Annotated in this window: 22 protein-coding genes; 15 read left to right on the forward strand and 7 right to left on the reverse strand. The window is 32.5% G+C overall.

Going from position 1 to position 23729, the window contains the following annotated elements:
- Positions 1-59: 59 nt before the first annotated feature.
- Positions 60-3155 carry an efflux RND transporter permease subunit gene (locus J5Y03_RS05740; RefSeq protein ID WP_209403465.1) on the reverse strand — a complete coding sequence of 1032 codons (3096 nt, stop codon included), beginning with the start codon at positions 3153-3155 and terminating at the stop codon, positions 60-62.
- A 206-nt stretch (positions 3156-3361) separates the two neighbouring features.
- On the opposite strand from J5Y03_RS05740, the gene J5Y03_RS19800 reads away from it, so the two are divergent.
- Positions 3362-3472 (forward strand): DUF6254 family protein, encoded by a 111-nt coding sequence (locus tag J5Y03_RS19800; RefSeq protein WP_245208777.1) that lies wholly within the window; start codon positions 3362-3364, stop codon positions 3470-3472.
- An 83-nt stretch (positions 3473-3555) separates the two neighbouring features.
- On the opposite strand, the gene J5Y03_RS05745 is transcribed toward J5Y03_RS19800, so the two are convergent.
- On the reverse strand, positions 3556-3735 hold the full coding sequence (locus J5Y03_RS05745; RefSeq protein ID WP_209403467.1) for a YkvS family protein: 180 nt from the start codon (positions 3733-3735) through the stop codon (positions 3556-3558).
- A 579-nt stretch (positions 3736-4314) separates the two neighbouring features.
- Here J5Y03_RS05745 and J5Y03_RS05750 point away from each other — a divergent pair.
- Both J5Y03_RS05750 and J5Y03_RS05755 read left to right on the forward strand, forming a co-directional pair.
- The gene (locus J5Y03_RS05750) at positions 4315-4623 is read left to right on the forward strand and encodes a hypothetical protein (protein WP_209403469.1); all 309 of its coding nucleotides are present in this window, start codon (positions 4315-4317) and stop codon (positions 4621-4623) included.
- 93 nt (positions 4624-4716) lie between these two features.
- Positions 4717-4911 (forward strand): hypothetical protein, encoded by a 195-nt coding sequence (locus J5Y03_RS05755; protein ID WP_209403471.1) that lies wholly within the window; start codon positions 4717-4719, stop codon positions 4909-4911.
- A 938-nt stretch (positions 4912-5849) separates the two neighbouring features.
- Here the strand turns inward: J5Y03_RS05755 and J5Y03_RS05760 are convergent.
- The gene (locus J5Y03_RS05760) at positions 5850-6788 is read right to left on the reverse strand and encodes a manganese-dependent inorganic pyrophosphatase (protein WP_209403474.1); all 939 of its coding nucleotides are present in this window, start codon (positions 6786-6788) and stop codon (positions 5850-5852) included.
- Between the two features lie 410 nt (positions 6789-7198).
- On the opposite strand from J5Y03_RS05760, the gene nrdI reads away from it, so the two are divergent.
- The 5 genes from nrdI to J5Y03_RS05785 all read left to right on the forward strand — a co-directional run bounded on the left by nrdI (position 7199) and on the right by J5Y03_RS05785 (position 12259).
- Complete coding sequence (nrdI, locus tag J5Y03_RS05765; RefSeq protein WP_209403476.1) at positions 7199-7558, forward strand: class Ib ribonucleoside-diphosphate reductase assembly flavoprotein NrdI; 360 nt, start codon at positions 7199-7201, stop codon at positions 7556-7558.
- Positions 7545-9629: a class 1b ribonucleoside-diphosphate reductase subunit alpha gene (gene nrdE / locus J5Y03_RS05770; protein WP_209403478.1), complete on the forward strand. Its 2085-nt coding sequence runs from the start codon at positions 7545-7547 to the stop codon at positions 9627-9629. The genes nrdI and nrdE overlap by 14 nt, the downstream gene beginning before the upstream one ends.
- 131 nt (positions 9630-9760) lie before the next feature.
- A complete protein-coding gene (nrdF, locus tag J5Y03_RS05775; RefSeq protein ID WP_209403480.1) occupies positions 9761-10729 on the forward strand; it encodes a class 1b ribonucleoside-diphosphate reductase subunit beta in 969 nt (322 codons plus the stop codon).
- A gap of 341 nt (positions 10730-11070) precedes the next feature.
- The gene (locus J5Y03_RS05780; RefSeq protein ID WP_209403482.1) at positions 11071-12039 is read left to right on the forward strand and encodes a quinone oxidoreductase family protein; all 969 of its coding nucleotides are present in this window, start codon (positions 11071-11073) and stop codon (positions 12037-12039) included.
- A 49-nt stretch (positions 12040-12088) separates the two neighbouring features.
- Positions 12089-12259 carry a YvrJ family protein gene (locus J5Y03_RS05785; protein ID WP_209403484.1) on the forward strand — a complete coding sequence of 57 codons (171 nt, stop codon included), beginning with the start codon at positions 12089-12091 and terminating at the stop codon, positions 12257-12259.
- A 40-nt stretch (positions 12260-12299) separates the two neighbouring features.
- On the opposite strand, the gene J5Y03_RS05790 is transcribed toward J5Y03_RS05785, so the two are convergent.
- Positions 12300-13544 (reverse strand): two-component system sensor histidine kinase NtrB, encoded by a 1245-nt coding sequence (locus J5Y03_RS05790; RefSeq protein ID WP_209403486.1) that lies wholly within the window; start codon positions 13542-13544, stop codon positions 12300-12302.
- Between the two features lie 129 nt (positions 13545-13673).
- On the opposite strand from J5Y03_RS05790, the gene J5Y03_RS05795 reads away from it, so the two are divergent.
- Positions 13674-14519, forward strand: a complete 846-nt coding sequence (locus J5Y03_RS05795) for a DUF72 domain-containing protein (protein WP_209403488.1) — start codon at positions 13674-13676, stop codon at positions 14517-14519.
- A 5-nt stretch (positions 14520-14524) separates the two neighbouring features.
- Here J5Y03_RS05795 and J5Y03_RS05800 read toward each other — a convergent pair whose 3' ends face one another.
- Together J5Y03_RS05800 and deoD are read right to left on the reverse strand one after the other, a co-directional pair.
- Complete coding sequence (locus J5Y03_RS05800) at positions 14525-14938, reverse strand: disulfide oxidoreductase (protein ID WP_209403490.1); 414 nt, start codon at positions 14936-14938, stop codon at positions 14525-14527.
- A gap of 266 nt (positions 14939-15204) precedes the next feature.
- On the reverse strand, positions 15205-15912 hold the full coding sequence (gene deoD, locus J5Y03_RS05805; RefSeq protein WP_209403493.1) for a purine-nucleoside phosphorylase: 708 nt from the start codon (positions 15910-15912) through the stop codon (positions 15205-15207).
- A 670-nt stretch (positions 15913-16582) separates the two neighbouring features.
- Between deoD and J5Y03_RS05810 the strand changes: the two genes are divergently transcribed.
- From J5Y03_RS05810 to nagB, 5 genes are all read left to right on the forward strand, one after another.
- A complete protein-coding gene (locus tag J5Y03_RS05810; protein WP_209403495.1) occupies positions 16583-17332 on the forward strand; it encodes a hypothetical protein in 750 nt (249 codons plus the stop codon).
- Between the two features lie 4 nt (positions 17333-17336).
- The gene (locus J5Y03_RS05815; protein WP_209403497.1) at positions 17337-18158 is read left to right on the forward strand and encodes an HAD family hydrolase; all 822 of its coding nucleotides are present in this window, start codon (positions 17337-17339) and stop codon (positions 18156-18158) included.
- 337 nt (positions 18159-18495) lie between these two features.
- Positions 18496-19383: a ComEC/Rec2 family competence protein gene (locus tag J5Y03_RS05820; RefSeq protein WP_209403499.1), complete on the forward strand. Its 888-nt coding sequence runs from the start codon at positions 18496-18498 to the stop codon at positions 19381-19383.
- A 494-nt stretch (positions 19384-19877) separates the two neighbouring features.
- The gene (nagA, locus tag J5Y03_RS05825; RefSeq protein WP_209403501.1) at positions 19878-21017 is read left to right on the forward strand and encodes an N-acetylglucosamine-6-phosphate deacetylase; all 1140 of its coding nucleotides are present in this window, start codon (positions 19878-19880) and stop codon (positions 21015-21017) included.
- The gene (nagB, locus tag J5Y03_RS05830) at positions 21014-21736 is read left to right on the forward strand and encodes a glucosamine-6-phosphate deaminase (protein WP_209403503.1); all 723 of its coding nucleotides are present in this window, start codon (positions 21014-21016) and stop codon (positions 21734-21736) included. Before nagA ends, nagB begins: the two co-directional genes overlap by 4 nt.
- A 68-nt stretch (positions 21737-21804) precedes the next feature.
- Here nagB and J5Y03_RS05835 read toward each other — a convergent pair whose 3' ends face one another.
- Complete coding sequence (locus tag J5Y03_RS05835) at positions 21805-22602, reverse strand: HAD family hydrolase (RefSeq protein ID WP_209403505.1); 798 nt, start codon at positions 22600-22602, stop codon at positions 21805-21807.
- A 202-nt stretch (positions 22603-22804) separates the two neighbouring features.
- Between J5Y03_RS05835 and glcT the strand changes: the two genes are divergently transcribed.
- A complete protein-coding gene (glcT, locus tag J5Y03_RS05840; protein ID WP_209403507.1) occupies positions 22805-23650 on the forward strand; it encodes a glucose PTS transporter transcription antiterminator GlcT in 846 nt (281 codons plus the stop codon).
- Positions 23651-23729 lie beyond the last annotated feature (79 nt).

The raw sequence follows: 23729 nt of genomic DNA on the forward strand, positions 1-23729 counted from the left end.
TATAGCTATAGAAACAAAACCCCTTCATTTTGAAGGGGTTATTGTCGATTCATATTCAATTAATTTTTTGTTCTTTTTCTTTCACTACGTGCAAAAAATAATTCATATACAACTGGGATGAAAATTAATGTTAACAAGGTAGATGATGTCAATCCACCGATAACCGTAATAGCCAGACCTTTCGAAATTAGCGTCCCAGAAGATTTCGTTAATGCTAAAGGTATTAATGCAGCGATTGTGGCAAAAGCCGTCATTAGAATCGGTCTTAAACGTGTTTTACCACCCTCAATAATTGCTTCACGGAGAGGTAAATGTTTTTCCTCCATGTTTTGCCCAATTCGATCTACAAGGACAATAGCATTTGTTGTAACGATTCCTATAAGCATTAGTAATCCAATCATAACACTGATCGATAATGGTTCTCCTGATAATGATAGTGCAATGAAAGAACCGATTGGAACGAATACTAATGCAGATAGAATAATAAATGGTATTCTAGCTTTTCCAAAAGTTATTAACATTGTTAAATAGACAAGACCAATTGCGACGCCCATTGCAACACCTAAATCTTTAAATGTTTGCATTGTGTCATCACTTCCGCCTCCGCCTTGTAATGAAACACTTGAAGGTAGCTTAATATTTTTTTGAACTCCATCAATTACATCTTTAGAAACCTTAGCGATATTATTTCCTTTAATCTGTGCTGAGACAGAAGCATACACTTTCCCATCAAGTTTTTGAATCGATGTGAATGTATCTAAATCCTGTACATCAGCAACATCGGTTAATTTGACTGGGCCATTTTTACCAAAAAGGATAACATTTTTAACATCATCAACGGAAGATAATTTTTTATTATAGGTTAGCTGTACTTGTTGGTCTTTTCCATCAATTTTCAATGTACCCATATTAATAGGATTCGTTTGATCAGCGATCGTTCCTAAAATTTGACCAGCAGCTATTCCGTTTTCAGTAGCTTTTTTCTCATCAATTTTAATAACTAACTGACGTTGTTTGTCAGAGAAATTATTCGTAACGTATTTTAAGTCTTTATTCTTATTCATGTAGTCTTCAACTTTTTTAGCTGAATCTTGAAGGGCATTTAAATCATTTGAATACAAGTCAATATCAACTGTATTATTTGTTGGTGGTCCCCCAGAAGAGTTTTCTTGGATTCCAACTTTAGCTCCTTTTACTTCTGAAGTTGCAATTTCTTGCATATTCTTTTGAGCTCTTTTTATAAAAGAATCAACATCTTTTGCATTTTTTAAGTTAATAAAATAACTTGCTTTGTTTTCGACTTTAAGTCCAGTTTGGAAATCACGGCTACCAACCCCGGTTGAAACTTCTTTAACTGCTGTATCGTCTAATAACATTTTTTCAAGCTTCAATGAAACAGCATTTGTTTTATCAATTGAAGTAGAAGATGGTAATTCTAATGATGCAATAATCGATTTTGAAGATTCATTCGGAATAAATGTAAAACCTAATCTTCCTACTAATGAGAATGCTCCTACTAATAAGACAACAGATACTAAGATGACAACCCACTTTAGATTTAAAGATTTTTCAATGATTCGACCATAAAAACGTTGTAGAGCGCCTTCGTTCTCTTCAGGTGGTACTTTTTTAAATGAGAATCGTGCAAGTATCGGTACGACTGTTATAGCGACTAATAAAGAAGCTAATAATGAAAATACAATTGTTAAAGCAAAAGGTAAAAAGAACTTACTTGTTATCCCTCCAACTAATCCTAATGGTAAGAAAACCACAACAGTTGTAATCGTTGAGGAGGTGATTGCTTTTAAAATCTCTTTTGTTGAACTTAGGATTAATTCGTTGGTAATACCTGTCTTTGATTTTCGGACATTCCTAAAAATATTTTCAATTACAACTATACTATCGTCTACTACTCTACCAACAGCTACGGCCATTCCACCTAAGGTCATAATATTCAAACTAATATTTAGACGATTTAAAAAGATCGTAGCAATTAATATTGAAAGTGGAATCGAAACAATCGCAATTACAGTTGCACGAATGTTTCGTAAAAATAAAAGTACGGCTAATGATGCAAAAAGAGCACCTAGTAAGCCTTCTCTAATTAATGAATCAACAGACTGCTTTATTCCATCTGCAGAACTAAAGCCTACATTATATGAAACATCATTTTTATATTTATTTAAAGTTTTAATTACTTGATCCGCTACTTGAACTGTATTGGCATCTTGTTTTTTCGTAATCGCTAAAGAAATTGCATCTTTGTCATTGTACCGTATTAACTCAGATTTTTCGGAAACGGATTTAATTGTAGCAATGTCACCTAAAGTGATTCCTTTCGAAACTGGCGTTAGATTTGATTTACTAAAAGAGTTTCCATGTTGATTCATTGGATTTTGAGCTTGAGCAGTAGAGCCAAATGAACTAGGCTGAAGCTCAAGGTTTTTTAATTTTTCAATTGTATCTAATTTTTCTTCAACTCGAACAGGTATTGTAATATCCTGATCCGTTATTTTGCCAGCTGGAAAAGAAAGGAAATTTGAATTAATCGCATCATTGATCGCATTTAAAGATAATCCAAGTTTATTTGCTTTGTCCTTATCAACGTTGATAGATAAAAGTTGTTCTTTACCGCCACCAACAGTGACACTATTAACACCGTCAATTTTGTTTAAAGCTGGAACAATCTCATCATTTAATTCTTTCTCAAGATCAGTCCCATTTTTAGAGAACATTGAGAGGTAATAAATAGGGAATGTTCCAAATGAAAAACGATTAACTTTTGTAGTAACTTTATCAGGTAATTTTGCATTTTTAATGGAGTCGTTAATTGTTTGCTCAACTTTATCCATATCGGTATCAAATGGAAATTCTAGATTGATGATTGAGACACCATCTAAAGATGAGCTTGCTAGTTTTTTTATTCCTTCTATTCCTTTAAAGGAATCTTCAAGTTTTGAAGTAACTTCGTCATTAATATCCGTTGGTGAAGCTCCAGGATATACGACTTGTACAGAAATCTGAGGGAATTCAACGTTTGGTAATAAATCCACTTTTAACTTTGAATAAGAATATAACCCTCCTAAAATTAATAAGAATGAGATGATAAAAACGGCTACGGAATTTTTTAAGCTAAATTTTGTTAAGAAACTCATTCAATACCTTCCTTTCAAAAAATATGAGTAATTATGTACGATGTAACAAACGAAAATAACTATAATAGAATAAAGAGAATTTTTTCCCGCAGGATTAATTCTAAAATGTGGTAAGCCAAATGTAAAATAAATTATTTCGAATATTATTTTTAACTAATTGAAACAATAGCACTATGGTTTAATAATTTTTCGTAAGGAGTGATACCATGTCAAAATCTAAGCATGAAAGAGAGCGTAGTTGGAACGAACGGAAAACGAACCAACAGCCTCATGATAAAGTAAAGTCATTAAAAGAATTAGATCAAGAAAGAAAATGATTTTTAAATAATGAATTTTGTCTGTACATATTTTAACAAAAATAAAAAGTCCCGTGTCATTTACGGGACTTTGGTCTTTATTATTAGACTTTCAAGATTTTATAATTTTTATGGTTTACAACTGTTAATGGCTCCATCTCCAAATCGCGAAAGTTATCCATAATTGTGATATCTACAATTACAGAGTTTTTATTAACTTTTTGAACTCTTCCTTTTAGACCTTGTTTAAACTCAATTATATTTCCTGCTTCTGCAATTTTCATGGGCAATTCTCCTAAACCAATAATTTTAAGATTATCTTAATTTTATCTTAATTTTATTCTGCATGAAAACGCTACAAAGGTAAAGAGAAATTTTAATTTTCAGGCAAATTTACCTAATTACCCTACACTAAAGGGTAGTAATACCCCGATTGATTCAGCAAACCCTCTTAATGGAAATAACAATAAATAGATTTATAGATTAGTCTCTTTTTAAAGATTGTTATTTTTAAGTTTTGTATTTTAAAAGACAGAAGTTGATTGGAACGGAAGGTTGCCCAGGCTTCTGTGGGAGATGCGGGAAGGCTGAGACCCTACAGGAGCGATAGCGACGATGAGGCTCAGCTCACGCCCCAAGGAAAGCGAGCATCCTGGAGTGGAAATCAACTAACACATATACTAAAATAGCAACGATGTATACGAAAACAGCTAAAGATTAATAACTGGGATGTATGGATTAGTTTCTAATTGGTAAAAACTGTTATATTGATTATTTTTTCTATAGTGCAGTGGGAATACCACTACTATAAGTTTACTTAATTGGAACGATAAATTTTTTGTTTGATGAGGAGAACAGTTAGAGTGTATAGGAAAAAAGATTTATCTAAACTGATCGAGGAAGAATTATTTCGATTTGCAAATTCGAATGTGAATATTGGTGAGTGGAAGACGCTACAGCATGGAATTTCTATTATCCCAGTTTACACAATTATATTAGGCGTGCTTGAATCTAAAATAAAAGGTGGGAATATGAATCTTATACCCAGTGTATTTATTGTTTCAAAAGGAAAAAAATTATTTATTCAAACGATCGAGAAAGATACATATTATTATGAGAAGGTAATCGATGTAGCCCCACAAATACTAGATGAACTTCAGAGAAGTTTTTAGTTTTGGATTGCTTTAATTCACATGATTAAAAGGTTGAATGAAATGAGTTGGTTTGAGATAATAAAATGATTTATTTAAAAAAGGGGATATAAAATGAACCAAGAACAAATTCACTCAATTCTTCAAGATTTATCAAATAGAAATGTAGAAGAAGTTTTAATAAAAAAAGAGGACTTTCTTATATTTAGAGCGGAGCTTGTCAAAAGGGAGGATTTCAAACATTTTCGTGGAATTGCCCATCATGGTGGAGATACTATTTATACTTATTTAGATGAGCCTCGTAGTTAAAAAATAATATGAAGAAAAAACAGATAGGATTATTCTATTAACTTACACTAATAGAATAATCCTATCTGTTTTTACATTAATTAGTTTAGAATCTAGCTTCCAATGTCTTTCGGAGCTATCAAGTCTTCTCCACATTTCGCTCTGTCTAGCTGCAGCAACCATCTCTTCGGTCGTTTCACAATAATGAATTGAAGTGAAAACCGCACTTCATTTCCTTATTGCTCCAACGCCTTTCAGAGATAAGCAGGTTGCCTCCGCATTTCAGTATTGTCTAGTTCCGAGGAGCTACCAAGTCTTCTCCACATTTCGCTTCGTCTAGCTAAGGCAACTATCTCCTCGGTCGTTTCACAATAATGAATTGAAGTGAAACCCACACTTCATTTCATTATTGCTCCAACGCCTTTAGGAGATAAGCAAGTTGCCTCCGCATTTCGTCGTGTCTAGTTCCGTAGGCTAACTCCTCGGCCATTTCACAAAAACTAAAAGAAGGGAAAAATCACCCTTCTTTTAGTTTTCGCTCCAATGTCTGTCGGAGTTAATCAAGCCTACTCCACATTTCGCTTTGTCTAGCTACGGCAACTATCTCCTCGGTCGTTTCACAATAAGGAATTGAAGTGAAACCCACACTTCATTTCATTATTGCTCCAACGCCTTTAGGAGATAAGCAAGTTGCCTCCGCATTTCGTCGTGTCTAGTTCCGTAGGCTAACTCCTCGGCCATTTCACAAAAACTAAAAGAAGGGAAAAATCACCCTTCTTTTAGTTTTCGCTCCAATGTCTGTCGGAGTTAATCAAGCCTACTCCACATTTCGCTTTGTCTAGCTACGGCAACTATCTCCTCGGTCGTTTCACAATAAGGAATTGAAGTGAAACCCACACTTCATTTCCTTATTGCTCCAACGCCTTTCGAAGATAAGCAAGTTGCCTCCGCATTTCGAATTAAATTTCAAATGTTGTTAAGCAGTCTGTTAATACTGGAACAATTTGTTTTTTACGAGATACAACGCCTTTTAATGGAGCTGTATTGTTTGTTAGTGTTACGTTATATGCTTTTTCTACTGCTTTTGCTGCACTTCCTAAAGCTAAGCCGATTGAATCGTTTGTTAAAATATCAGTTACAACAAATAAGAATAAGTCTAAGTTCTTATCTGCAATTAAGTTAGAAATAGTACTTTCTAATTCTCCTTGTTTTACTAATACATCATTTGTATCAACTGCATTTACTTGAGCAATTTCAACTTTATAATTACCCATTTGGAATTCTTTTGAATCCAATGAGATTAATTGTTCAATTGTTTTATCACTTAAATCTGCTCCTGCTTTAAGCATATCTAATCCATATGTCTCAAGATTAACATCTGCAATTTGGGCTAACTCACGAGCTGCTGCGATATCTTGGTCTGTACATGTAGGTGATTTAAACAATAATGTATCAGAGATAATAGCAGATAACATTATACCTGCAATTTCTTTTTTGATTGAAACACCATGTTCTTTGTATAGTTTATTCAAAATTGTTGCAGTACATCCAACAGGTTCTGCACGATAAAATAATGGTTCACTTGTTTGGAAGTTTGCAATGCGGTGATGGTCAATTACTTCTAATACTCTTACTTGCTCAATGTCATCAACACTTTGTTGACTTTCATTATGATCGACTAATATAACGCCATTTACTTCATTTGCAACTGTATGTACTAATCTAGGTACTTCTACTTGGAAATGATCTAAAACAAATTTCGTTTCACCATTAAGATCTCCTAGGCGAACAGGTTCAGCTTGAACTCCGATGCTTTTTTTCAATTCTGAATATGCAATTGCAGAACAGATTGTGTCTGTATCTGGGTTTTTATGACCAAAAACTAATACTTTTTCCATTTCTAAACTCCTTTAAAATTAATCTTGTAGGTTAATAAGTATTCTTCGTACTGGGGTGAAGATTACTTTTCTTTTTATATCATTCATTCTATCACATTGTTGTCGATTTCACTCTTTTTAAGACTTAGAAAACAAGAGTTTATTATAAATAAAAAAGTATTATCGGGCAACCTCGATTTGCAACCTTTTAAGCATTGACAAAAAAAATATTTTCCACTTTATTGACACTAAACTTCATTTTTTGATAAATTTTTCTTATTGTGCAGTGGTATTTCAGAATTGTCGAATACTTTCGAAAATAAAAATTAAAACTATATATTGTGTTATGGACTAAAAGATAATACAATATGTAGGTAAATTAGATTCGGATCGAAAAAAACGAATTATTAAAAATGACTGAAGGTGTTCAAATGGTAATAGTTTATAGTTCTATGACGGGAAATGTGAAACGTTTTGTTAATAAAGTAAATTTACCGTCAATTCAAATTAAAGATGGACTAGAAGTAGAGGAGCCATTTGTACTTATTACTTATACAACAGGGTTTGGTAATATACCAGATAACGTAGAGAGATTTTTAGAAAATAACAGTCATCATTTAAAAGCAGTTTCTGCTAGTGGGAATAAAAATTGGGGAAATCTCTTTGCAGCTAGTGCAGATAAAATTTCAAACCAATATAAGGTACCCGTATTATCAAAATTTGAGCTAGCAGGTACGAATCGTGATGTCAAAAATTTTCTAGAGGGAGTGGAAAAGCTTGAAGCATATTGAACTAAATAATGAACTAATGATCAAAAAGGATGGCTTTTTTAATCTAGAAAAAGATCAAGAAGCACTACTATGTTTTCTAAAAGAAATTGAAGATAAGAAAGTTAACTTTTCTTCAATAAAAGATCGTATAACATTCATGATTCAAGAAAACTATTATTATGATGTGTTAAAAGATTATACGTTAGAAGAAATTGAGCAAATGTATGACTTAGTAAATAATGCGAAGTTTACATTCCAGTCTTATATGGCTGCTTCTAAATTTTATATAGATTATGCTCTAAAGACGAACGATGGAAAGAAATATCTTGAAAGTTATGAAGATCGAGTTGTAATAGTTGCTCTTTATTTAGGAAGAGGTAAGATTAATACAGCACTGTCTCTTGCTAATATGATGATCAAACAAAACTATCAGCCTGCTACACCGACTTTCTTAAATGCAGGGAGAAGTAGAAGAGGTGAGATGGTTTCATGTTTCCTACTCGAAATGGATGATAGCTTAAACTCAATTGGATTCCAAATTAATACAGCAATGCAGCTATCAAAAATTGGTGGTGGGGTAGCACTTAATTTATCAAAGCTCCGTGCACGTGGAGAACAAATTAAGGAGATTGACAATGCAGCAAGTGGTGTTGTTCCTGTCATGAAACTATTAGAAGACTCTTTTTCCTATGCTAATCAATTAGGACAACGTAAAGGTGCCGGTGCAACCTACTTAAATATCTTCCATTGGGATGTTATTGAATTCCTTGATACAAAAAAGATTAATGCTGATGAGAAAAGCCGTATTGCATCTCTATCAATTGGATTAATCGTTCCAAATAAATTTTTCGAAATCGCTGAGAAAAATGAGCCATTTTATGTATTTGCTCCTTATACAGTTTATAAAGAGTATGGAGTTCATTTAGACGATATAGATATTGATGAAAAATATGATGAGTTAGTAAAAAATGATCGTGTGAAAAAGAAAAAGCTGGATCTCTCAGCTCGTGATTTACTTGTAAAAATTGCTACAATTCAATTAGAGTCTGGATATCCATACTTAATGTTTAAAAGTAATGCGAACGAACAACATCCACTAAAAGATATTGGATCAATCAAGATGTCAAATCTTTGTACGGAAATCTTCCAATTACAGGAAACTTCTGAGATTAACAATTATGGTTCAGAAGATCATATCCGTCGCGATGTAAATTGTAATTTAGGTTCTTTAAATATTGTAAATGTTATGGAAAATAAAGAGATACGTGAATCAGTACATGTGGGTATTGAAGCTTTAACAGCAGTTTCTGATATGACGAATATTGAAAATGCTCCTACTGTCAAAAAGGCAAATGAGGAACTTCACTCAGTTGGACTTGGCGCAATGAACTTACACGGTTACTTAGCGAAAAATGGAATTTCTTTTGAAGGTGAAGAAGCAAAAGATTTTGTAAGAACATTCTTTATGATGATGAACTTTTATTCACTTGAGAAAAGTATGTTAATTGCAAAAGAACGCGGGATATCTTTTAAAGACTTTGAGAAAAGTGATTACGCTAAAGGAACATATTTTAAAAAATACATTGAACAATCATTTGTACCAATAACGGACAAGGTTAAGCAATTATTTGAAGGAATTTATGTACCAAACGAATTTGACTGGGTTAAACTAAGTAAAGAAGTACAAGCATATGGTTTATATAATAGCTATCGTCTTGCTATTGCTCCTACTCAGTCAATTAGTTATATACAGAATGCTACTTCTTCAGTTATGCCAATTGTAAATGTTGTTGAATCACGTACATACGCTAACTCAACAACATACTATCCAATGCCATATTTATCTAAACAAAATTTTTGGTTTTATAAGTCAGCATATGATATGAATCAATATAAGATCATTGACTTGATTGCAGAAATTCAAGCTCATGTAGATCAAGGAATTAGTACAATCTTATATGTAAACAGTGACATTTCAACTAAAGAACTTGCACGTTATTATATTTATGCAAATAAAAAAGGTTTAAAAAGCTTGTACTACACTCGAACAAGAAAATTAAGTGTAGAAGAGTGTATCAGTTGTTCAGTATAATATTGTAATTAAATGATGAATAAATAAAGTCAATGTATCGATATACAGGCTTTCTAAAGCTCGAATATAGAATACTGTAAAGTCCCTTCTATATAGTCGAGCTTTGTTTTTGAATCAAGGGGGCTAATGGAATGAAAGCTGTTAACTGGAATAAAAAAGAAGATGATTTTAGTTTAATATTTTGGAAGCAAAATTTATCTCAATTCTGGACAGAAGAAGAGATTGTCGTATCTTCAGATAAAAATGCATGGAATCAATTATCGAAAAGTGAACAAGAAACATTTAAAAAAGTACTAGGTGGATTAACGTTACTTGATACAAAGCAAGGTGGCGAAGGAATGCCACTTATTTTAATTCATCTTCAAAACTTACAAGCTAAAAGTGTTTTAGCGTTTATGGGTGCGATGGAAGAAATTCATGCGAAAAGTTATTCACATATCTTTACGACTCTAGCAACAGAGGATGAAATTGAAGAATTATTCAAGTGGGTTGATGAACATCCTGTTTTAACTAAAAAAGCAGAAACGATCTCATCTTATTACATGAACTTATTAAAGAAAGACGTAACCGAGGAAGAACTATTCATGGCTATGGTTGCAAGTGTATTCCTAGAAAGCTATTTATTTTATAGTGGATTCTTTTTTCCTCTATACTTGGCTGGTCAAGGTAAGATGACAGCAAGTGGTGAAATCATAAACTTAATTTTACGCGATGAAAGTATTCATGGTGTGTATGTAGGAATTCTTGCACAACAAATTTATGCTACTTTTACAGAAGAAAAAAGAGCGGAACTTTTCAAAGAAACAATGGCTTTATTAGTAAAATTATATGACTTTGAGTTACAATATACAGAAGAAATCTATAAAGAGGTTGGCTTAGTGGATGAAGTAAATAAATTTATCCGATACAATGCTAACAAAGCATTAATGAATTTAGGATTCGATCCATATTTTGATGAAGAAGATATTAATCCAATTGTTTTAAACGGGTTAAACACAGACACAAAAAACCATGATTTCTTCTCTGTAAAAGGAAATGGTTACGTAAAAGCAGTAACAATTGAAAAATTATCGGACGACGATTTCGTATTTGATTTTTAATCTTTAGACTCTGTTCTATGAAGTCTAAAAGAGCTAATCTTTAAAACATAAATTCTTTTCTAAAGGTGCTTTTTTAAAGATTGTTGCTTTTAGGTTATGTAATATAAAAGGCAGAAGTTGATTGGAACGGAAGGGTGCCCAGGCTCCTGTGGGAGATGCGGGAAGGCTGAGACCCCACAGGAGCGATAGCGACGAGGAAGCTCAGCTCACGCCCCTAGGAAAGCGAGCATCCCTACGTTCCAATCAACTTACACATACTGAAATAGCAACAATTTATACGAAAACAGCAAAAAACAAAACAGCCTCCTAAATAAGTCATAAAGAAAAGGAAGAATGCCATCATGAAAGCACTTGTATTTAGAGAGTTTGGTAATTCAGAAGTTTTACATATGGAAGAAATAGAAAAACCATCTATTCAAAAAGATGAAATATTAATCGAAATGAAAGCAGTTGGAGTAAACTTTGCAGATATTTATCGTCGAAAAGGAAACTACCATTTAGCCGGTGAACCTCCATTTATCCTTGGATATGAAGGTTCTGGAATCGTTTCAAAAATAGGAGAATCAGTAACAGATTTTAAGATTGGTGATCGAGTTGCTTTTGCTGATGTGCCTTTTGCGAATGCTGAATATGTGGCAGCAAAAGAAACTCATGTCGTTCCAATCCCTGATGAACTTTCTTTTGAGATAGCAGCATCAATTATGCTTCAAGGCTTAACAGCTCATTATTTAGTAAATGATAGTTTTCAAATAAAACAAAATGACATAGCACTTGTACATGCTGTTGCAGGTGGTGTTGGCCAACTTTTAACTCAAATGATTAAATTAAAGGGTGGAAAAGTTATCGGTTTAACTTCTTCTGAAGAGAAGAAAAATACTGCACTAAAAATCGGCGCAGATGAAGTATTTCTTTATTCCGATAATTGGGTAGACAAAGTAATCATTTCAACAGGTGATAAAAATGGCGTAGATGTCGTTTATGAGTCTGTAGGGTCTACAATTATGGATAGTTTCAAATGTACAAAAATTCATGGAACGGTTGTGTTCTATGGTATGGCAGGTGGAGACCCTGTTCATATCGATCCACGAATGTTAATGGATACTTCTAAAACATTAACAGGTGGGGATCTTTGGAATGTTCTAACTTCTAAGGAAGAACGTAGAAAAAGAAGTACTGAGCTCTTTAGTTGGATAGTAAACGGTCAAATTTCAATTCAAACGCCTACGATGTTTTCACTTGAGGAAGGCAAAAAAGCGCATGAATTACTAGAGAGCCGTAAATCAACTGGAAAAATTATTTTAACCGTTTAACGATAAAACAACTTCTTCTCGTATATTATGTGTGAAGGGGGTGTTGATCATGGAATTTTGGTTACAGTGTATTAAAGAAGTCGGTTTTCCAATAGCTGTGACATTGTATTTATTATATCGAATTGAACAGAAGCTAGATATGGTAATTACTTCAATAAAAGAGTTGCCAAATGAATTGTATCAACCCACGCACACAACAAAAGGACCTTTTGCTAACTAAAGCAAAGGTCTTTTTCGTTGTAATTTACTTCTAAACTAAATTATAAATTATAAACGTTTGTTAAGACAGGTAGTCTAACCGTAAAAGTCGTACCTGATGAATCACTTTCTACCTGAATTGTACCTTTATGGTTTTGGATTAATTTCCGTGTAAGTGGAAGACCAAGTCCTGTTCCTTCATCTTTAGTAGAAAAGAATGGATCAAATACAAAAGGTAAAATTGAATGTGGAATTCCTTCACCGTTATCTTTAAAAAAGATAATGATTTCATTGTCTACCAATTGACTCGATAGTGTGATACATAAAGAGTCTTTTGATGTAGATTCAACTGAGTTTTGGAACAAATTTAAAAAAACTTGAACTAATTGTTTTTTATCAATATAAACTATCAAGTCATCCAATTTAGGAGATAAATCATAGCTAATTTGAATGTTTCGTAATATAGCCGTACTGTTAAATAATTGAGACAGATATTGTTTGAAAAAAAGATTTATATTTAAAGGTTCAGGTTTATAGGGTGCGTTTTTTGTAATTGATAAGAAATCAGTTATAATTCCATTTGCGCGATCTAACTCAGGTATTAATAAATTATGGAATAATTGTTTCATTTCATTTGATACGTTATCTTGGAGAAACTGGAGATAGCCACGTACGGTAGTTAGTGGGTTTCGAATTTCATGGGCAATTCCTGCAGCAATTCTACCAGTCATGACAAGTTTTTCTGCATTTCGAGCATCATTTAAAAATTGAAACAACCCTACAACTCTAATAATTTCTCCCTTCGAATTACGAAGTATACGAGTATTAATAATTCCGTAATTTACATCATGGATTTCCTTATTATGTACTTCCTTACCTGTTTCTAAGGTTTTTAGTAATTCAATTTGACTATTGTCAATTTGTAGTAAATCACTAATATGTTTGCCAATAAATTCAGTTTTGTTTATCTTAAAATCAAGAGCTGTTTGTTGATTATATAAAGTTATTAAACCGAATTGGTCAATAATTGTTATATGAATTGGTGTGGCGTCTAAAATTGTTAGGATCCATTTGTTTAATATCTGTTTAAAGTTTGCATAATTAGGAGAAGATGTGATTTCTTTTTCTAAAATAGTTGATTTACTGTTTTCGGTAAACAGTATTAGGTCGAATAAATCTTTATATAGAAAGTCATCATTTTCATTCGTATTGATTGAAAAAGATTTGAGAAGAGATTCATAATGATGTACTTTTTCTTCGAGAGATTTAATTTTTTGTAAAAGTTCATTTGTTGATAGACTACTCATTAGCTCTTAACTCCAATTCTTTGAAAGCGTATCTTATTATTAGTATATCAGAAAAAACGGAATATTTTTAAATTTAGTGTCCTATTTTTGTAAAATAATGGAAAATAAGGACAAAAAGGAGGTGGAAGGATGATTAAAATAGGAGTTACTGGATGGGGAGATCACGATATTTTATATAAAGAGCGAACCTCTTCCAAAAGGAAATTAAGCATATATAGTACGTATTTTCCTATCGTAGAGCTGGATGCCTCTTATTATAGTATTTTACCAACATCTAATTACCAAAAATGGGCACTCCAAACTCCAAATGATTTTTCATTTGTGATCAAAGCATATAATGGGATTACATTACACTCAAATAGTTTTCGCTCAAAAAGTGAACAAAAAAAGATGATTGAGTCATTCATCCATTCAATCAATCCCCTCCAAGAGGCAGAAAAAATAAAAGGAATACTATTTCAATTTCCACCATGGTTTTCATGTAAAAGAGAAAATGTGGATTATTTACGTTTTTTAAAAGAGGAAGTGAATGAATATCCTGTAATGCTAGAGTTTCGTAACCGAACTTGGTTTTACTCACAATACATTGATCAAACTTTAGCATTTATGGAGAAAGAAGGGTGGATTCACACGATTTGTGATGAGCCTCAAGCTGGCATCGGATCAGTTCCAACTATATTACATCCAACTAATAAGGATGTTACATTAATTCGATTTCATGGTCGAAACGTTTACGGATGGAATAATAGTGGACAAGAAAACTGGAGAAAAGTAAGGTTTCTATATCGGTATAATCAAGAGGAATTGGAAAAATGGGCGAAAGATATATTGAAACTCCAGGAACAAACAAAAGAAATTTGTATTTTATTTAATAATAATTCTGGAGGAGATGCAGCGGACAATGCGATTCAATTGATGAAACTGTTAGGAATTCAGCATGGGCCATCATTGTCCGAGCAACTTGGCTTGTTCTAAGATAGTTATTTTGTTTGACGAAGTAAATAGATACTACTAATTGTTATGATGACAAATGCTAAAAATGCAAGCATTGGAATCGTGATCCATCCGAACAAATTTAAGTAATCTCCTGTACACGGTACTGGTCCGCATTGTATTACCGTCTCTTTAAAGTAAGGAACTTTTTGGACTAAAATATGATAAAAAGAAATACACATACCAATTAAAGAAAAAGGTAAAACATAAATTAGATCCTTAATCTTATTTTTGTATAACATAATTCCTAATAGAAATACGATTGGATACATAAAAATCCTTTGATACCAACAAAGAGAACACGGTACCCAATGATTGATTATTGAAAAAGATAAACTACTTATTGTAGCGACAATACTGACAATCCAAGTAAAACTTAGGATGAACTGATTTTTCTTCATAATATATTACCTTTCTATCATTTTCTATATTCCTATTGTACAAACTGTAACCTTGAATGTGAAATAGTTTGATAACATTAATATAAAAAATGGATGTTTTCAAATCTTTGATGCTATTTAAGAATGAGAATAGTCACCGATCTAGGGGACTAGGAATGAAAAAAGGAGAATAAATTAGGAGAAACGTATTTTTAGTGAAATGAATTTGACGGAAGTTGTGTAACTAGACAAAAGAGCTGCCCTTTAATAAAGGACAGTTCTTTTACTTATTCTGCAATCGCAGCATCTAATGCAATACGGATCATATCATTAAATGTCGTTTGACGTTCTTCTGCAGAAGTTTCTTCACCAGTGAATACATGGTCACTTACAGTTAATACAGACAGAGCCTTAACATTGTGTTTAGAAGCAATTGTGTAAAGTGCAGTAGTTTCCATTTCAATTGCTAAAACACCATGCCCTGCAAGCTTTTTAACCATATCCATGTTCTCACGGTAAAATATATCGGCTGTTAAAATGTTACCTACTTTAACACTTAAACCTGCGTTTACAGCAGCATCATAAGCCTTTTTTAATAAATCAAAATTTGCGCAAGGTGAAAAATCAAATCCAGGGAAAGTAAGACGATTCATATTTGAATCAGTACAAGTTGTCATAGCAATAATTACATCTCTTACTTTAACGTCTTCTTGGATAGCTCCACAAGTACCGATACGAATTAATGTTTTTACACCATAGCTATTAATTAATTCGTTTACATAAATACCGATAGATGGAATACCCATCCCAGTCCCTTGTACAGATATTCTTTTTCCTTTATAAGTTCCCGTAAAACCTAACATACCACGTACTTCGTTGTAGCAAATAACGTCTTCTAGAAAAGTTTCAGCAATATATTTTGCACGAAGTGGATCTCCTGGTAATAAAATTTTGTCAGCGATTTCATTTTCTTTTGCAGCAATATGTATACTCATTTCATACCCTCCCAAAAATTACTCCCTAAACTATACACTAAAAAAACGATTACTTCCATACAGCTTATGCTTTCATATAAATGGAAAATTATGTATAGGAAAGAATAGTTTACAAGAAAATGTACGATGAAAACTATTATTTTTTATCTCATATTAATAGACATTTAAAAAATAAGTCTCTTTTAAAATAGATTTTGTTATATGAAACTGATGAAAAAGAAGTTGATTGTAGCGGAATTCAAAGTCTCTCATTAAATATAGCGACAAAGTTTTCAATAATAACCCAAAATATTGTAAAAATTTGTTTAAAGGAAATAGAGAAGGAATGTTGTACTTTTATTTTTAAGCTCTTTTTTTTAGATTGTAGCTTTTAGGTTTTTCCTAATTTAAAAGACAGTAGTTGAATGGAACGGAAGGGTGCTCGACTCCTGTGGGAGATGGGGGAAGGCTGCTGAGACCCCACAGGAGCGTATGCGACGAGGAGGCTCAGCTCACGCCCCAAGGAAAGCGAGCATCCTGGAGTGGAATTCAACTTACACATACTGAAATAGAAACAATGTATACGAAAACAGCCATTTTTAAGAGGGACTGTTTACCAACATTTTGGATATTTACTTAAAAACTGTACTTTTAATAGACCGAAATTAGAAAAAAGTTAGGGGAGAAATAAATGAAAAAATATAACATTTATGTGCTATGTCTTGGTTTAATTCTACTGGTTTTTATCGCAAAATATATGCACTTAACTCCTGGGAAACTAGAGCAAAATCAACAAGTATTTTCTAAAAATATAGTTGAGGATGTAAAGTGGCAGCTTAGTTCAAAAATAAATAATCAAAGTTTAAAAATCAATTCAAAGCAATTAAATGAAGAATTACGTGATCAAATAAAGGTTTTTATTACTTCCAATAAAACTGATAAATTTACGATAATTCAACCAGAATATATTGGGAATGATGAATATACTTTTCATTATAACTTTAAAAAAAATATTCCTTATAATCTAGCTTTGTTTTTAGAAGGAACTACTCTATCTACATTTACCTATCAAAATGAAAATAATCAAAATGACCCTATTTTCCCTTCAACAATCTTAACAAATAAAAAATCAAATTATACAGCTTCACTATTGTTTGGCGCACTTTCTCCTAAAGTTAATGAAAAACTTACTTTTCATTTTACTAACTTTAGTGCAACAAAACATGAGTTTACGAATCAACATCTTTATATCATGAATATGGACGGAAGTAGTTTCCAACAATTGACTGTACCTGACGCAAATAAATCAGACTATCGGTTTACTTATCACTTTCCAAACGAAGGTAACTATAAGCTTTGGTATTTATTTACGTTAAACGGGAAAAATGAAAAATTATCATATATACTAAACGTAGATAAGAAAGAAAATAAAAAGGGGTAATGAAATGCATAACATCTTACTTAATGCTGAAGTTCTTGTTTTTGACTTAGATGGTACACTTTATGATGGGACAGAGCATTATGATTATTATGCTTCGCAATTAGAAAAAGAAGTTGATGTACGCTACCTGGAATCATTTCGAAATGATTACGAGCAAATGAAAAAGAATAATCATATTCTATCAATCGGCAAAGTTTATGATTCTAAAAATGATTATGTTTTAACGTTGGATCCACTTACTTTAACGATATCTGAAGTGCATACTTGGGATGGTAAACTAGTTGATAAAAATCAACTAGATGACTCATACATACAATCTTTTTCATTAACAGAACCTTTTATCCCCATCGGTGATGGTTGGTGGTTACCTTTAGTTACTAGTTATCATTACGGTGCAAGAGATGTTTGGCACTGTTATGATAAGACAAAAGAGTTCATGTCAACAGAACAATTTAAAATCCCTCAGATAAAAGGCTTAATTGAAGGATTACATGCGATAAAAGATACAAAAAAACTTGTCTTACTAACAAATTCTGACCGTGCAGATGTGACAAGACTATTGAAGATTTTAAATCTAGATAACTTATTCCATTTAGAATTAACTGATGGTAATAAACCGCTAGAAACTGAAAAACATCTAAAACACATTATGAATTTATACAATGTTAAACCAGAAGAAGTAGTCTCGGTTGGAGATAACTTTATTAATGAGATTGCACCAGCTTTAAAGCTTGGAATGCATGGGGTTTATATTACTGATCAATCTTTTAAACAAATAAGTCCAACCCTATCTATCATTCCGAAATTAGACATGTTATTTGAATAGGATATATAACCCGAAAGTAGTTAACTTCTTTTGGGGTATTTAATTTGACAGTATTTGTATACATTGTTGCAATTTTAGAATTCGATAGTTGATTACAACTCCAGGAGTCTCGCTTTCCGTGGGGCGTGAGCTGAACCTCCTCGGCAAGCCTGCGGGGGCTCAGCCTTCCCGCTAATCCCACAGGAGTCTCGCACCTTTCGTTGTAATCAACTTTTGTCTTTATAATGACACATCTCAAAAGCAACAATAATTTAAAATAGAGCCATTAATATTTATGATAAAAATACTACATAATTTCATCAGCTTCTGAAAAACTATTTTTAGGAGGAACGCACTGATGAAAAGAAAACTTGTTTATAAAATCCTCAGTTTATTTTTGATAATGGGTATTTTCGTTATTTCTATTCATAAAATATCAGCCCAAGCATCAACTCATTTACCATCATTATCTAACGAATTACTTGTCATCCGGTTCCTAAATGTTGGCCAGGGGGATGCATCGCTAATTACTTTTCCGAATGGGAAAGTAATGCTGATTGATGGTGGAGATATTGAACATGGTAAAGTTGTGGTAAATAAGTTAAAGAAATATCATGTCCAAAAAATTGATACGATTGTTAGTACTCACCCAGATATAGATCATATTGGTGGTCTCATTACTGTTTTAAAACAGTATAAAGTTGGGAAAGTAATTGAAAGTGGTAAGAAATACGGTGGACACGCCTATTATCTGTTTAAAAAAGTCATTCAATCCAAGCATATTCCAATTATTATTGCAAAGAAAAATAATAAGATTAATATTGATCATAAAGTGTCACTCACAATCTTAAACAGTGCCCATAAAAATGAATCCAATAACGATTCTTCCATCGTTATTAAATTACTCTATCATCAACTAAGTGTATTATTTACTGGAGATATTGAGAAAAAGGCTGAAAGTAGATTGATAAAAAATCCAGATATCTCTTCCAAAGTGTTAAAAGTTGCACATCATGGTTCTTTTACTTCAACCACCTCGAAGTTTCTCAAACAAGTAAATCCAATGGTCGCAATCATTTCATATAAAAAGCGAAATCCATATGGACATCCTCATAAATCGGTAATGAGAAGACTACAGAAAAATGGATTAAGGATCTATTCAACAGCTAAAAACGATGATGTTGAGATTGTTTCAACAGGGAACCGTCATTTTATAGAAGATGAAGAAGTGAAGTTTGCTAAGTAAGGAAAACTTTACTTCTTGTTTTTTATTTATCACAAATTAACGGACAGTAATAGCCTCACTGATGGAAGTTTCACTTTATAGAAATAGTAAAAAGTGAGGAAATTAGTAATGATTAAATAGTAGTACAGACAAATAATGCTCTGTATTTTATGATAGAAATAAAAAAAGATAGAAATTATTTCGAATTATATATGAATTAAATGTATTTTCGAGAAAATTAACGGCTTTTTTCTATAATATTGTTGCTTTTGAGAGTTTTAATATTAAAGACAGAAGTTGATTCGGGCGGAAGGTGCTAGACTCCTGTGGGAATAGCGGGAAGGCTGAGACCCCGCAGGCTTGCCGAGGAGGCTCAGCTCACGCCCCAAGGAAAGCGAGTATCCTGGAGTTGTAATCAACTAACGCATTCTAATGTAGCAACAATGTATACGAAAACGAAAACAGCCAAATTAAAAAATATATTTCATTCTATTTTTACATGGAGTGATAACTGAATGAAAAGTTTAATTAATGTAAAAATCTATACTGGTAAAAATATAATTGAAAATGGTTATTTACGCTATGCAGAGAAAATAGAAGAAATTGGTTGTATGAGTGAATTTAAAGTAAGAGAAGAAGAACACGTGAAAGATGGACAAAACTCAATTGTTATTCCAGGAATGATCGATATTCATATTCATGGTGGGTATGATGTGGATGCGATGGATGCAAATCCACAAACTCTTCTAAAATTAGGACATGCATTGATGAAAGAAGGTGTCACCACTTTCTTTCCAACGACCATTACGCAATCGCCTGATTCTATTCAAAAGGCATTACTTGCAATTAGGGAAGCGAAAGATCTTGGTGGGCACTTTGACTATATTCATCTAGAAGGGCCGTTTGTAAATAAAAAACGTGCTGGTGCACAACCACTTCAATACATCGTAAAGCCAGATGTAATGCTTTTTAAAAAATGGCAAGAAATATCGGGGAATTTAATTAAATTAGTTACTTATGCACCAGAGCTCAAGGGCGCTTCAGAATTAAAAGAAGAATTTGAAAAGATGGGTGTTGTAGGAACCGTTGGGCATTCTGATGCAAAGATAAATGACTTTCTAGGTAAAAAAATTACGCATGCTACACACTTATTTAATCAGATGAGAGCTATGCATCACCGTGAACCGGGAACCGCCGGATATGCTCTTTTATCTGATGAAGTAATGGTTGAGATCATTGCAGATGGAATTCATGTACATCCAGACATGATCAAGCTTGCATATAAGTTGAAAGGGCCGAGAAAAATAAGTGTAATTACTGATTCTATGAGAGCAAAGGGGCTCGATGAGGGTGAATATGAATTAGGTGGACAACCTGTATTCGTAAAAGAAAAAAGTGCAAGGTTAGCTGATGGTACTTTAGCAGGAAGTATTTTAAAAATGGATGAAGCATTTCGGAATATAATGATATTTACAGGCTGTTCAGTTGAGGAAGCGGTATTAATGACCTCAGTTAATCAAGCAGAGGAATTTGGCTTATTGCAAAAAGGTGTATTAGAAATTGGGAAAGACGCAGATTTTGTTGAAATGACCCTAGATTTTCATGTGATTGAAACAACTAGACTAGGTAAAACATATGAAGAGGTGACAGTATGAAGGTTATTGAGGTGAAAAATGCAGAAGAACTTTCTATGGTTGCATATGAAAAAATAGTAGACAAAATTAATTCAAAGGAAGAAGTAACATTAGGACTAGCAACTGGAGGTTCACCTCTTGGCATATATGAATTGTTTCGTATAAATAAACCGAACACTGCGCATGTCACTACAGTGAATTTAGATGAATATGTTGGGTTAAATGAAAATGATCAAACAAGTTATCATTCTTATATGAAGAAGCAGTTGTTTAATCATCTATCTTTTAAGGCTAATTATCTGCCTAATGGAAATACAACAAATTTAAATGAAGCATGTAAAGCATATGAAGAAATAATTCGAAAAAATCCAGTAGATCTTCAGCTTTTAGGATTAGGAGAGAATGGTCATATTGGATTTAATGAGCCAGGAACATCATTTACTTCGTCTACTCATATTGTAGAATTAACCAAATCAACAAGGAACGCAAACAAAATTTATTTTGAAAACGAAAAAGATGTCCCTACATATGCAGTTACAATGGGAATCGGTTCAATATTAAAAGCGAAGGAAATTGTAATAATTGCTTATGGTTTGAAAAAAGCAGCGGCGGTAAAGGAAATGTTAATTGGACAAGTTTCTGACGGTTGTCCGGCTACAGCTTTACAAAACCATCCAAATGTTACGGTTGTTGTAGATGAGGAAGCATATACTCTTTGTAAAAAGATGGTTTTACAATAATAGAATAGTAGAATTTTTCGTTAAATTGTATTTGATTTAAAAGAGTATTTAAAAACAAGCTTGGCTATTTAGCCAAGCTTGTTTAAGTTATAACTTAACACCCTTTCGACTGCTTCCGCAACTGATTTTACAACATGAGAAGCACTTGATTTTACCTGATCATCAGCATTCATCATTGCAAAACTATGAGGGGTAATAGAAAACATAGGAATGTCATTATAAGAATCTCCTACACAAGCCATTTCATTTGGAGTTAGATCTAGCTTGTCCATTAAGATCGAAATAGCAGATCCTTTACTAACATTTGCTGGTACAATATCTAAACAATTTTTTGCAGAAATAAATGAAGTAACTAATTCTGGCATTTCTGTTTGTAACTGTTCTTGAAGGGTTAATAAGTCATCATCTTCACCTAATACGACAAACTTTCCAGGGATGACTGATATTCCAAGTTGATTTTTTAGGTCAGGTTCTTCAATTGTAAGTAACTGTGCTTTTTCTTCAATTTCCTTTACAAGCTCAGTTTTTTCTTCGATGTAATAAGCTTTATCGTCCGCAGCATAGCGTAAAAACTTATCTGGAGATATTGCTTCATAAATTGTAGTTAATGATGAAGGTTTAAAACTAGCTTTTAATAGTTCATCACCTTCTTTTGAATAAATATATGTTCCATTCATACTAATTCGATGGAAATTTCCACCAAGCTCTTCCATAATCGTTACAATTTCATTGTCTACTCGACCGGATGCGAAGCAAAGATAAATATCTTGGTCTATTAGTTCTTTTAAGGCTCTAATATCAGTTTCAAAAAGCTGACCTTCATGTAACATCGTACCATCTAGATCACTTACAAAAAGTTTAATCATATGTAAAACTCCTTTAGTTATATGGAAATAGAAAATTATACCAAATTAAAAAATACTATAGTAAACAGTTACAGTAAAGTTTATTCTACTATTAATGGTAACAAAAATGATTATTCTCTTTGGGGAAAATTATTATTCTTCCTACAAAGAAATAGTGTATGCTATGATGAGAATGTTTTCAAATAAAAAGGGAGGGAGATAGTTGGAGCGCAATTTTATTGTAAAAAAAGTACTAAATAATAATGTCATTATTGCTAAGGATAATGATAATGCTGAAGTTGTTCTAATTGGAAAAGGAATTGGCTTCAACAAAAAGAAAGATGATCATTTACCAATCGATCCAGTTGAAAAAATATTTGTACTAAAGGATGAAGAAAAGCAAGAACAGTATAAATTACTGTTACCATATATGGACGAAAAATTAATGGGAATCATTCAACAAGCTATTTTTACGATTGGACAAAGTATTGGTTCAAATTTAAATGAACAAATTCATATATCATTAACAGATCATCTACTCTTTGCAATTATAAGAATTAGGAAAGGATTTTCTGTTGATAATCCATTTTTATATGAAACGAGAGCGATGTACCCTGATGAATTTGCGATAGCGATGGAAGTAGTGAATGAGATTAATAAAGAATTAGATGTAAAATTGCCGATTGAAGAGGCAGGATTTATTACATTGCATATTGTAAGTGCTTTAGCGAAAGAATATGCATTCGATGTAAATAAGTATTCACAGATCATGAAAAATTTAATTGAAGTTATAGAAGAATCCATGCAAGTAAAATTAGACAGAAGCTCGATTAATTATATTCGATTAGTAAGACATCTAAGGTTTTTAATTGAACGGATTATTCGCAATGAACCATCTAAGGAATCGCAATCATTATCACTTATTTTAAAAAATGAATATCCCGAGAGCTATAGTTTAGCATGGAAAATCGTTAAATCGTTACAAACTAAATTACAAAAACCGGTTAGTGAAGCAGAAGTAATCTATCTTACAATGCATCTAGAAAGATTAATTCAAGCAAAAAATTAGAAAAAATATTTTTCTATAGTTTATTGTTGAAACATTCACATTATCTATGTATAATGTAACCGTAAACAATAAAACGTTT

Source organism: Gottfriedia endophytica, from assembly GCF_017814275.1.
GTDB classification, from domain to species: Bacteria; Bacillota; Bacilli; order Bacillales; family Bacillaceae_G; genus Gottfriedia; species Gottfriedia endophytica.